Origin of the sequence: Streptomyces azureus (assembly GCF_001270025.1) — a bacterium.
GTDB classification, from domain to species: domain Bacteria; phylum Actinomycetota; class Actinomycetes; order Streptomycetales; family Streptomycetaceae; genus Streptomyces; species Streptomyces azureus.
In genome coordinates this window covers 1-11,219 of record NZ_DF968334.1, presented here as the reverse complement: position 1 = coordinate 11,219, position 11,219 = coordinate 1, and the positions used below count along the sequence as shown (strand labels likewise).

Annotated in this window: 11 protein-coding genes; 9 read left to right on the top strand and 2 right to left on the bottom strand. The window is 70.5% G+C overall.

Annotated features, from left to right (window positions below):
- The 4 genes from AOQ53_RS25265 to AOQ53_RS25250 all read left to right on the top strand — a co-directional run.
- On the top strand, positions 1-186 hold a 186-nt coding region (locus AOQ53_RS25265), incomplete at its 5' end, for a hypothetical protein (RefSeq protein ID WP_179948492.1).
- Positions 187-480: 294 nt separating this feature from the next.
- A complete protein-coding gene (locus AOQ53_RS25260) occupies positions 481-1,458 on the top strand; it encodes an SCO0930 family lipoprotein (RefSeq protein WP_059420663.1) in 978 nt (325 codons plus the stop codon).
- Between the two features lie 330 nt (positions 1,459-1,788).
- Entirely contained in the window at positions 1,789-2,601 is an 813-nt protein-coding gene (locus tag AOQ53_RS25255; protein ID WP_059420661.1) for an SAM-dependent methyltransferase, read from the top strand.
- Positions 2,598-4,742 (top strand): putative bifunctional diguanylate cyclase/phosphodiesterase, encoded by a 2,145-nt coding sequence (locus AOQ53_RS25250; protein WP_059420660.1) that lies wholly within the window; start codon positions 2,598-2,600, stop codon positions 4,740-4,742. Before AOQ53_RS25255 ends, AOQ53_RS25250 begins: the two co-directional genes overlap by 4 nt.
- A gap of 31 nt (positions 4,743-4,773) precedes the next feature.
- Here the strand turns inward: AOQ53_RS25250 and AOQ53_RS25245 are convergent, their stop codons facing one another.
- A complete protein-coding gene (locus AOQ53_RS25245) occupies positions 4,774-5,388 on the bottom strand; it encodes a TetR/AcrR family transcriptional regulator (protein ID WP_059420659.1) in 615 nt (204 codons plus the stop codon).
- Positions 5,389-5,485: 97 nt separating this feature from the next.
- Between AOQ53_RS25245 and AOQ53_RS25240 the strand changes: the two genes are divergently transcribed.
- Positions 5,486-6,088, top strand: coding sequence for a peroxiredoxin-like family protein (locus AOQ53_RS25240; RefSeq protein ID WP_408055184.1), 603 nt, complete (start codon positions 5,486-5,488; stop codon positions 6,086-6,088).
- Positions 6,089-6,136: 48 nt separating this feature from the next.
- Here the strand turns inward: AOQ53_RS25240 and AOQ53_RS25235 are convergent, their stop codons facing one another.
- Complete coding sequence (locus AOQ53_RS25235; protein WP_059420657.1) at positions 6,137-7,021, bottom strand: LysR family transcriptional regulator; 885 nt, start codon at positions 7,019-7,021, stop codon at positions 6,137-6,139.
- A 119-nt stretch (positions 7,022-7,140) separates the two neighbouring features.
- Between AOQ53_RS25235 and AOQ53_RS25230 the strand changes: the two genes are divergently transcribed.
- The 4 genes from AOQ53_RS25230 to AOQ53_RS25215 all read left to right on the top strand — a co-directional run.
- A complete protein-coding gene (locus AOQ53_RS25230) occupies positions 7,141-7,809 on the top strand; it encodes a succinate dehydrogenase (protein WP_059420656.1) in 669 nt (222 codons plus the stop codon).
- A 2-nt stretch (positions 7,810-7,811) separates the two neighbouring features.
- Positions 7,812-9,761, top strand: coding sequence for a fumarate reductase/succinate dehydrogenase flavoprotein subunit (locus tag AOQ53_RS25225; RefSeq protein WP_059420654.1), 1,950 nt, complete (start codon positions 7,812-7,814; stop codon positions 9,759-9,761).
- Positions 9,758-10,507 carry a succinate dehydrogenase/fumarate reductase iron-sulfur subunit gene (locus tag AOQ53_RS25220; RefSeq protein ID WP_059420653.1) on the top strand — a complete coding sequence of 250 codons (750 nt, stop codon included), beginning with the start codon at positions 9,758-9,760 and terminating at the stop codon, positions 10,505-10,507. The genes AOQ53_RS25225 and AOQ53_RS25220 overlap by 4 nt, the downstream gene beginning before the upstream one ends.
- Before the next feature lie 208 nt (positions 10,508-10,715).
- Positions 10,716-11,219: GNAT family N-acetyltransferase (locus AOQ53_RS25215; RefSeq protein WP_059420651.1), on the top strand; the 504-nt coding region annotated here is incomplete at its 3' end.

The window sequence follows — 11,219 nt, the reverse complement described above, 5'->3', positions numbered from 1 at the left end:
GTGGGGGTCGGGCACGGCGGCTTGGTCGGCCAGGTCATGCTTCCGGCGATCGCCACCGCCTCCGTGCCGTCCGGCCCCGTCGAGGCGTACGCACAGGAGTGGGCCACCGCCACTCCGGCCGGCGCGCCGACGAGCGCCCAGGTCAGCGTCGCCACCGCCAAGGCCTTTGCGGCGAGGGCGGATTGAGTCGCTAGAGGTCCATGCACGACCAAGATCATGAGCCTTGTCCCGCCGGGACGCGCCGGAGCGCAAGGGGATTGCCCCGAAAGAGGGATATCCGGGTGCCGCCGGTTTGATGGGCGGTCGCCCGCGAAGCGTGCGACGCCTACCTCTGTGCGGGGTGGCGAGCGGCGGCCGGCACAGGTTCCGGAAAGAAATTTTGCCGGTCGTTGAACACAATCACGGCTCCGGTGCGTACTCATGGCCGTGCGGCGGCGCAGCAGGGCGCTGCAACACCCTTGCGATTATGGGGAGTTGACGATGAAGACCTCCTGGCGGAGCGCCTCACTCGTGGCGAGCGCCGCGGCGGTCCTGGCGCTGACGACGGCGTGCGGTCAGGACAGCCCTCCGGCGGCCAGCCAGAACGTGGGTGCCACTGCGGCGCCCGGCGACTACGGAAGCATCGGCACCGGGAACGGAGTGGGCGGCACCGCGGGCGGTCAGCAGGCCTCGCCGAGCCCTTCCAACCCGTCAAACCCCGCGGGCAAGCTGTCCGTCGCCACCGCCGAAGAGGTCGGCAAGGTGGTGACCGACAGCCTGGGACTCACGCTGTACCGGTTCGACCAGGACACCGAACAGCCGCCCAAGTCGAACTGCGACGGCGACTGCGCCAAGTCCTGGCCGCCGGTGCCCGCGGACGACGCCGAGGCCGGCGAGGGCATCGACAAGTCGCTGCTCGGCTCGGTCACCCGGGCCGACGGCACCGAGCAGCTGACCGTCGGCGGCTGGCCGGCCTACCGCTACGCCAAGGACGTCAACGCCGGCGACGTCAAGGGCCAGGGCGTGGGCGGCAAGTGGTACGCGCTGGCCCCCGACGGCAAGAAGGCGCAGGGCGGCGGGGCCGCCGGCGGCGACGAGGTCGAGGCGCAGCCCGGGCTGTCCACCCGCAACGACCCCAAGCTCGGCGAGATCGTCGTCGACAAGAACGGCATGACCGTCTACCGGTTCAAGAAGGACCAGGCCTGGCCCAAGCCCGTCTCCAACTGCACGGGCGAGTGCCTGGAGAAGTGGCCGCTCGTGGAGCCCGTCGACTACGCCGACACCAAGGGCATCCAGGAGAAGGGCTACATGATCTTCGACCGGACCGACGGCAAGGGCAAGCAGCAGACGATCAACTGCTCGCCGATCTACACCTTCGCCGGTGACAAGGCTCCCGGCGACACCAACGGCCAGGGCGTCGGCGGCACCTGGTACGCCGTGCGGCCCGACGGGAAGCTGGTCGGCGCGTCGGAGAAGTAGAGAAACCTCCCCAGGGCTGATCATCTCGTCCACCTGACGGAGCCGCCCCGGTCCGCCCCTCCGTGACTCACGGAGGGGCGGACCGTTTTGCCGTGCTTCACCTGAACTCATCGAATTCTGATGCTCCGCCCCTTCCGCTCCGGAACTCTCCGGGATGCCTCGGACACTGTTCGTCATATGTTCGAAGGGCATGCACGGGGGTATCAATTCGGCACGTGCCGCAGGCAGTGACCGGTAACGGATGGTCAATTTCCGTTTCGGGTCGCTCCATTGGCGGGCGATCAGTAGCCTCTGCTCGAACACCAGATCGCCTACGCCTTGGAGAGATAGATGGAGCGTCCCGCCTGGGCCCCACGGAGCATCGACATCTCGGTGCCCAGCGTCTCCCGGATGTACGACTACTACCTGGGCGGATCGCACAACTTCGAGGTCGACCGGGAAGCGGCCCGCAGGGCCATGGAGTTCGTGCCGGGACTCCCCAAGATCATGCAGGCGAACCGGGCGTTCATGCGCCGCGCCGTGCGCTACGCGGCCGACCAGGGCATCAGCCAGTTCCTGGACATCGGCTCCGGCATTCCCACCTTCGGCAATGTGCACGAGGTGGCCCAGGCCGCCCGCCCCGGCGCGCGCGTGGTGTACGTCGACCACGACCCGGTGGCCGTGGCGCACAGCCAGGCGGTACTTCAGGGCAACGACGACGCGGACATCGTGGCCGCGGACCTCCGCAAGCCCGAGGAGATCCTGCGCAGCCCCGAGGTGGAGCGGCTGATCGACCTGAATCAGCCAGTGGCGTTGCTCCTCGTTGCCATACTGCACTTCGTGGAAGACGAGGACGACCCGTACGGGGCGGTGGCCGAGCTGCGCGAGGCGCTCGCGCCCGGCAGCCTGCTCGTGCTCACCCATGCCTCGTACGAGGGGATCCCGCTGCCGCCGGAGCGGGCCGGGGGCGCGGTGAACGTGTACCAGGACATTCGCAGCCCGCTGATCATGCGCTCGCGCGAGGAGATCGCGCGGTTCTTCAAGGGGTACGACATGGTGGAACCCGGACTGGTGGCGATGCCGCGCTGGCGGCCCGACACCGCACCGGAGGACGAGGATCCGTATGCGTTCTCCGGCTTCGCGGGCGTGGGGCGTACGGCGTGATCGCGGAACCGGACGGGCCGGAGGACAGACTCCGCCGGTTCGCGACGATCTGGAGCCGGGCCGTCTTCCCGGTGACCTCGACGTCGTCGACCCGGCCGGAGTTCGAGGAGCAACTGCTGCCTCTGGCCCGGCGGTTGAGTGAGGCGCTGCTGGCCAGGGCCTTCGACGCCGACGAGGGCAGGGCGGTGGGCGCCGCCCTCGTGGACGCGCACTGCACCGATCCGGAGGCGCTCAGCCGCACGTTGGACTGCGTGGACGCCTACCTGGTCCTGTACTGCGGCGGTGACGGCGACCAGGAGGGCCTGCGGGCGCGTTCCGCACGCCTCCAGCACGCGATGGCCGCCGGCTTCGCGCAGGCGCTGCGCGAACGGACGCTGGCCGAGCAGGAGGCCATCGCCCAGGCCGCCCTCCAGGCGCAGGGCGTGGTGGCACAGGCCCTGCACGCCACCGAGGCCCGCTTCCGCGCCGTCTTCGAGGGCGCGGCCATAGGCATCGGCATGGCCGACCTCGACGGCAACATCCTCCAGGTCAACGGCGCGCTGCTGCGCATGTTCGGAGTCTCCGAGCAGACGATGCGAGGCCGCAACGTCATGGAGTGGACCCACCCCGACGACGCGCCGCAGACCTGGCGGCTCTACGACGAACTCGTGCGCGGCGAGCGTGAGCACTACCACCTGGAGAAGGCGTTCTACCGCCCTGACGGAACGGTCCTGTGGACCAACCTGACGGTCTCCCTGCTGCGGGACGCCGACGGCAGTCCGCAGTACCAGCTCGCGCTCATGGAGGACACCACCGAGCGGCGGCTGCTCAATCTGAGGCTGCGTTACGAGGCCACGCACGACGCGCTGACCGGTCTGCCGAACCGCACCTTCTTCTTCGAGCGCCTGGAGAAGGCACTGGGTGCCGGGAAAGGCCAGCGGTTCGGCCTGTGCTACCTGGATCTGGACGGCTTCAAGACCGTCAACGACAGCCTCGGCCACGCGGCCGGCGACCGGCTGCTGGTGGAGGTCGCCGACCGGCTCCAGTCCTGCGCCACCGCACCCGGCGAGATGGTCGCCCGGCTCGGCGGCGACGAGTTCGTGGCCCTGACCACGGGCCCCGACACGCAGCGCGAGGTCGACGAACTCGCCACGCGCATCATGAACGCCCTGCTCGCGCCGATCAGCGTCGACGGCCGGGAACTGACCGTGCGCGGCAGCATCGGCATCGTCGAGGGCCCGGCCGGGGAGCGCAGCCCGGCGGAGGTGCTGCGCAGCGCCGACATCACCATGTACCGGGCCAAGTCGGCGGGCGGCAACCGCTTCGAACTCGCCGACCCGGAGGCGGACGCCCGCGCCATCACCCGGCACGGGCTGACCACGGCGCTGCCGACGGCCCTGGAGCGGGGCGAGTTCTTCATCGAGTACCAGCCGCTGGTCCATCTCGGCGACGGCAGCGTGCGCGGTGCGGAGGCCCTGGTGCGCTGGCTGCACCCGCAGCACGGGGTGCTCGGCCCGGACCGGTTCATCCCGCTCGCCGAACACACGGGGCTGATCGTGCCGTTGGGCCGCTGGGTCCTGGAACAGTCGGTGCGGCAGGCCCGTGAGTGGCGGGAACTGCACGGTGGCGTGGGGGCCGTGGGCCCGCTGCGGATCAACGTCAACCTCTCGCCCTGCCAGCTGACCCACCCCGGCCTGGTCCAGGACACCGTCGACATCCTGGAACGCACGGGCGTCGAACCGGACGCGCTCTGCCTGGAGGTCACGGAGTCGGCGCTGATCGGCGCGAACGACGACCTGCTGAAGCCGTTGCGCCGCTTGGCGGAGATGGGCGTCGACATCGCCCTGGACGACTTCGGTACCGGCTACTCCAACCTCGCCAACCTGCGCCGCCTGCCGGTCAGCGTCCTCAAGCTGGACCGCTCCTTCACCCAGAGCATGCAGCAGTTCCCGGCCGACCCCGTCGACCTCAAGATCGTCGAAGGGATCGTGTCACTGGCCCACAGCCTGGACCTCGCGGTGACGGTCGAGGGCGTCGAGACGGGGGCGCAGGCTGAGCAGTTGCGGCTCCTGGGGTGCGATACGGCACAAGGCTGGTACTACGCGAGGCCGGGCCCCCCGGAGCGCCTGCACGAACTGGCACTGGCGGACGCCACGGGCTGACGCTCCCGGATGGCCGCTGCGCGGAGCCGGGTCAGGTGCCCAGCCCGCGCAGCAGCAGCGCGAGACCGCCCAGGAACTCCCGGTCTGCACTGACCTTCCGGGCGTGGCGGGCGGTCTCGGTCATGTGGGGAAAGGCGTCGGGCGGCAGCTCGGTGATGGCGACCGTGCCCTCGCCGGACAGGGGCCCGAGGTGCTCCAGCTGGATGGCGCCGATGACATACCCGAGCAGGCCCCGCAGCGCGACCACCCGCCGGTCGCCGTCGAATCCCGCCTCCGTGAGCACGCCGAGCACGGATTCCGACCAGCGCAGCCCGGCAAGTGACCGGTGCCGGTGGGCGACGGTCAGGGGCACGATCTCCGGATGGGCGGCGACGGCGTCGCGCAGCCGCCGCACCAGCACCTCGATGCGGTCGTGCCAGGGGGCCTCGGGGCCGGGCGGCACGGTGTCCACGGTGCCGAGCACCAGGTCGACGACGAGCCTTTCCAATTCCTCCCGGTCGTCCACGTACCGGTAGAGCGCCATCGTGCTCATACCGAGTTCCTTCGCGACCGAGCGCATGGACAGCCCGGCGAGCCCGTCGCGGTCGATCACGGCGAGGGCGGCCGAAGCCAGCTGGGCGTGGCTGAGGGAGCGGGGGCGAGGCATGGCGCGTTCAGCGTACGACATACACCTATGTTGTTAAGTGTACGGCATACGCCTACACTCGTTGGAGTACAACGTACGCCTACGAAGGAGCACGCTCATGCTCATGCGCATGCCCGCGCGGCCGATAAGGTCCGGCTCCACCGTCGCCGACCGCCACATGGTCACCGTCTCCGGCGACCTCGTCGCCGTCCCCGATTCCGAGCGCCTGGTCCACCTTCAGTTCCGGCGGTTCGCCGGGTGCCCGGTGTGTCATCTGCACCTGCGGTCGGTGGTCCGCAGGCACGCGGAGATCGAGGCCGCCGGCGTCCGTGAGGTCGTGGTCTTCCACTCGCCCGCCGAGGAGTTGCGCCGGTACGCCGCCGACCTGCCCTTCGCGGTTGTCGCCGACCCCGACAAGCGGCTGTACGTCGAGTTCGGCGTCGAGTCGGCTCCCCGTGCGCTGCTCAGCCCGCGCGCCTGGGGGCCGGTCGTCCGGGCGGTGCTGCGCGGCGGGTGGGAGGTCCTCCGCGGCCGGGAGCGGCTACCCGCGACCAGCCAGCCCGGCGGCCGGCTCGGTCTGCCCGCCGACTTCCTGATCGCCCCCGGCGGCCGTGTCCTCGCCGCCAAGTACGGCGAGCACGTCTACGACCAGTGGCCGGTCGATGAACTCCTGCACCTGGCGTCCTCCCACCGGCCGGCCGCCCACCCCCCGGCCCAGTAGCCGCAGCCGCGCGCCAGGCCCCGCAGGCACCGGCCTGCCACGGGCGCCTCACCGCTCCAGCAGCATCCGCTGCAACTCCCGCGCCGCCCGGGGCGGAGCCACATCGCTGCGGTGCGCCAGCGCGATCGTGCGGTGGAGGCCGGGTCTGGCCAGCGGAGTCACCCGCAGGCCACGACCCGACCTCGCCGCCACCATCCGCGGCACAACGGCAACCCCCAACCCGGCCCGCACAAAGCCCAGCACCGCGTCCATCTCCCCGCCCTCCACCGCGAAGTCCGGCTCGAACCCCTCCGCGCGGCACGCCGCCACGGTCAGTTCGCGCAGGTCGTAGCCATGCCGGAACATCACCAGGCGCTCGCCCTCCAGGTCGGCGATGCGTACCGTGCGCCGGCCCCGGCCGGGTCTCGGCGCGTCCGGGGAGGAGACCACGACCAGGTCCTCGCGCAGCAGCTCCACCGTGGTCAGCGCCGGGGACGGCGTCGGCAGGGGCAGCACCACCAGGGCGAGGTCCAGGGCGCCGCGTGCCAGCTCCCGCACCAGGTCGTGCGAACCGCCCTCCTCGATGAGCAGCCGGACGCCCGGGTAGCGGTCGTGGAAGGCGCGCAGCACGTCCGGCAGCAGGCCCGTGCACAGGCTGGGCGTGGCACCGAGCCGCACCCGCCCCCGGCGCAGCTGCACCAGCTCCAGCACCTCGTGCCGGGCCGTGTCCGCGTCCGCCAGGATGCGCCGCGCCAGGGGGAGGAGGGCCTCCCCGGCGTCCGTGAGCGAGATGTTGCCCCGGGCCCGCAGGAACAGATCCGCGCCCAGCTCCCTCTCCAGCGCTTTGATCTGCTGTGACAGCGACGGCTGCGCGACATGGACCAGATCGGCGGCCCGGGTGAAGTGCCGGGTCTCGGCGACGGCCACGAAGTACTGGAGCTGCTGGAACTGCATACTCGTACGATAGCCCCAGCCTATGGAATCAAGCTGGACCATGTCTTGGACCGATCGGCTCCGTGTCCGTAGCGTGCTGTGCCATGGCTCTGGCAACGCGGACGGAACGACGGCCGTCCATGGCACGCACCGTGTGGGACTCCACCCTCGGCAAGAAGACCGTGATGGCGGTCAGCGGGCTGATCATGCTGCTGTACCTGGTCGTCCACATGATCGGAAACCTGAAGATCTTCTTCGGGGCCGGCGAGTTCGACCACTACGCCCACTGGCTGCGCACCGTCGGCGAGCCGTTCATGCACTACGAGTGGACGCTCTGGCTGGTCCGGATCGTGCTGGTGGCCGCCGTCGTCGCCCACGCCGTGTCCGCGTACCAGCTCAGCCGCCGCGACATCAGGGCGCGGCCCAGCAAGTACGTGCACAAGAGGCCGCGCGCGAGCTACGCGACGCGGACCATGCGGTGGGGCGGGGTCATCCTCGGGCTGTTCATCGTCTGGCACGTCCTGGACCTCACGACCGGCACCGTGCACCCCGGCTTCCGGCCCGGCCACCCGTACCAGAACGTCGTGGACACCTTCTCCACCTGGTACGGCAACGTCATCTACATCGTCGCGATGCTCGCGCTCGGCCTGCACGTCCGGCACGGCTTCTGGAGCGCCGCCCAGACCCTCGGCGCCGGCAGCCGCACCCGCGACCGTGCCCTGAAAACCGTCGCCAATGTCCTCGCGCTGCTGCTCACGGCCGGTTTCATCGCCGTCCCCGTGGGCGTCATGACCGGAGTGGTGAGCTGAAGATGACTTCCTACGCCGACTACGCGACCGGTGAGCCGGTCGTCGACACCAAGGCCCCGTCCGGGCCCATCAACGAGCGCTGGGACAAGCGCCGCTTCGAGGCCAAGCTGGTCAACCCCGCCAACCGGCGCAAGCACACCGTCATCGTCGTCGGCACCGGCCTCGCCGGCGGCTCCGCCGGGGCCACCCTCGCCGAACAGGGCTACCACGTCGTCCAGTTCTGCTACCAGGACTCCCCGCGCCGCGCCCACTCCATCGCCGCGCAGGGCGGCATCAACGCCGCGAAGAACTACCGCAACGACGGCGACTCCATCCACCGGTTGTTCTACGACACCGTCAAGGGCGGCGACTTCCGGGCCCGCGAGTCCAACGTCCACCGGCTCGCGCAGATCTCCGTCGAGATCATCGACCAGTGCGTGGCACAGGGAGTGCCCTTCGCCCGCGAGTACGGCGGCCTGCTGGACACCCGCTCCTTCGGCGGCGTCCAGGTGTCGCGGACCTTCTACGCCCGTGGCCAGACGGGACAGCAGCTGCTGCTGGGCGCCTACCAGGCCCTCAGCCGGCAGATCGCCGCGGGCAACATCGAGATGCACCCGCGTACGGAGATGCTCGACCTGATCGTCGTCGACGGGCGGGCGCGCGGGATCGTGGCCCGGGACCTCGTCACCGGCAGGATCGACACGTACTTCGCGGACGCCGTCGTCCTCGCCAGCGGCGGCTACGGCAACGTCTTCTACCTGTCGACGAACGCCATGAACTCCAACGCCACCGCGATCTGGCGGGCCCACCGGCGCGGCGCCTACTTCGCCAACCCCTGCTTCACCCAGATCCACCCCACCTGCATCCCGCGCACCGGCGACCACCAGTCCAAGCTGACGCTGATGAGCGAGTCGCTGCGCAACGACGGCCGCATCTGGGTGCCGAAGGCCAAGGGCGACGACCGCCCGCCGAACGAGATACCCGAGGACGAGCGCGACTACTACCTGGAGCGCATCTACCCGTCCTTCGGCAACCTGGTGCCCCGTGACATCGCCTCCCGCGCCGCGAAGAACGTCTGCGACGAGGGCAGGGGCGTCGGGCCCGGCGGGCAGGGCGTCTACCTCGACTTCGCCGACGCCATCCAGCGCATGGGCCGGGGGGCGGTCGAGGCCAAGTACGGCAACCTCTTCGACATGTACCAGCGGATCACCGACGAGGATCCGTACCGGGTACCCATGCGGATCTACCCCGCCGTGCACTACACGATGGGCGGCCTGTGGGTCGACTACGACCTCCAGACCACCATCCCGGGCCTGTTCGCGATCGGCGAGGCCAACTTCTCCGACCACGGGGCCAACCGGCTCGGCGCCTCCGCGCTGATGCAGGGACTGGCCGACGGCTACTTCGTGCTCCCGGCGACCATCAACGACTACCTCGCCCGCAACCCGCTGGGGGACCGGGTCGACGCCGGCCACCCGGTCGTCCAGGAGGTGCTGGCCGAGACCGAGGACCGGCTCAACCTGCTGCTGTCCGTCGACGGCGACCGCACGCCCGACTCCTTCCACCGCGAGGTCGGCGAGCTCATGTGGGAGTTCTGCGGCATGGCCCGCACCGACTCGGGGCTGCGCAAGGCGCTGGAGCGCATCCCGCAGATCCGTGAGGAGTTCTGGCGGCGCGTCAAGGTGCCCGGCACCGGCGAGGAGTTCAACCAGTCGCTGGAGAAGGCCAACCGCGTCGTCGACTACCTGGAGCTGGCCGAGCTGATGTGTCTCGACGCGCTGCACCGCGGCGAGTCCTGCGGCGGCCACTTCCGCGAGGAGTCCCAGACGCCCGACGGCGAGGCCGACCGGAAGGACGAGGAGTTCGCGTACGCGGCCGCCTGGGAGTTCACCGGCACCGGCGAGGCTCCGACCCTGCACAGGGAAGACCTGGTCTTCGAGTACGTCCACCCCACCCAGCGGAGCTACGCATGAAGCTCACCCTGCGCGTCTGGCGGCAGAAGAACGCCGACGCCGAAGGCACCATGTCCACGTACGAGGTGGACGGCATCTCCTCCGACATGTCCTTCCTGGAGATGCTCGACACCCTCAACGAGGAGCTCATCCTCAAGGGCGAGGACCCGGTCGCCTTCGACCACGACTGCCGCGAGGGCATCTGCGGCGCGTGCTCGCTCGTGATCAACGGCGACGCGCACGGGCCCGAGCGGACGACCACGTGCCAGCTGCACATGAGGTCGTTCAAGGACGGCGACACGATCGACATCGAGCCGTGGAGGGCGTCCGCCTTCCCGGTGATCAAGGACCTGGTCGTCGACCGTTCGGCGTTCGACCGGATCATCCAGGCCGGTGGATACATCACCGCGCCGACCGGTGCGGCGCCCGAGGCACATGCCACGCCGGTGCCGAAGCCGGACGCCGACTTCGCCTTCGAACACGCCGAGTGCATCGGGTGCGGCGCGTGTGTCGCGGCGTGCCCGAACGGGGCGGCGATGCTGTTCACGTCCGCCAAGATCAACCACCTGAACGTGCTGCCGCAGGGCGCGCCCGAGCGCGAGACGCGGGTGCTGGACATGGTGGCGCAGATGGACGAGGAGGGCTTCGGCGGATGCACCCTCACGGGAGAGTGCGCCACGGCCTGCCCCAAGGGCATTCCGCTCATGTCCATCACCGGCATGAACAAGGAGTGGCTGCGGGCCACGCGGAAGGTGAGCAAGCGGTAGGTCCGGGCAGGTAGAAGCGTTCGCCGTCCGGTGCGGACGGGCGGGGCCGGTAGGTGCTCACCGGCCCCGTCTCGCCTTTCCGGGCTCCAGGCATTCAACATCCCGGCATCCGCGCTCCCGGCACTGGTCACGCGAAGGTCAGGCGGCATGGGCACAACAGTGACGGCGGCACCGCTCGCCGCCCCCGGCCCGTGACCAGGAGAGAGCCATGACCGGCGTACTGACCGTCGACCGCCCCGCGCAGCCCACGGCCCCCACCCGCTACACCGTCGCCCTCGCCCGGACCGAGGAGGACGTGCGTGCCGCGCAGCGGCTGCGGCACGACGTCTTCGCCGGGGAGCTGGGCGCCCTGCTGACCGGCTCGCAGCCCGGGCTCGACGTCGACCCGTTCGACGCGTACTGCGACCACCTGCTCGTCCGCGAGGAGACGACCGGCCAGGTCGTCGGCACCTACCGGCTGCTGCCGCCCGAGCGCGCGGCGGTCGCCGGGCGGCTGTACTCCGAGAGCGAGTTCGACCTGAGCTCCCTCGCCGGGATTCGGCCCGAACTCGTCGAGGTCGGCCGCTCCTGCGTGCACCCCGACCACCGCGACGGCGCGGTCATCAGCCTCATCTGGGCCGGTATCGCTCGGTACATGGCCGACCGGGGCCACGAGTGGCTCGCCGGCTGCTGCTCCGTCCCGCTCGGCGACGGCGGCGCCCTGGCCTCCGCC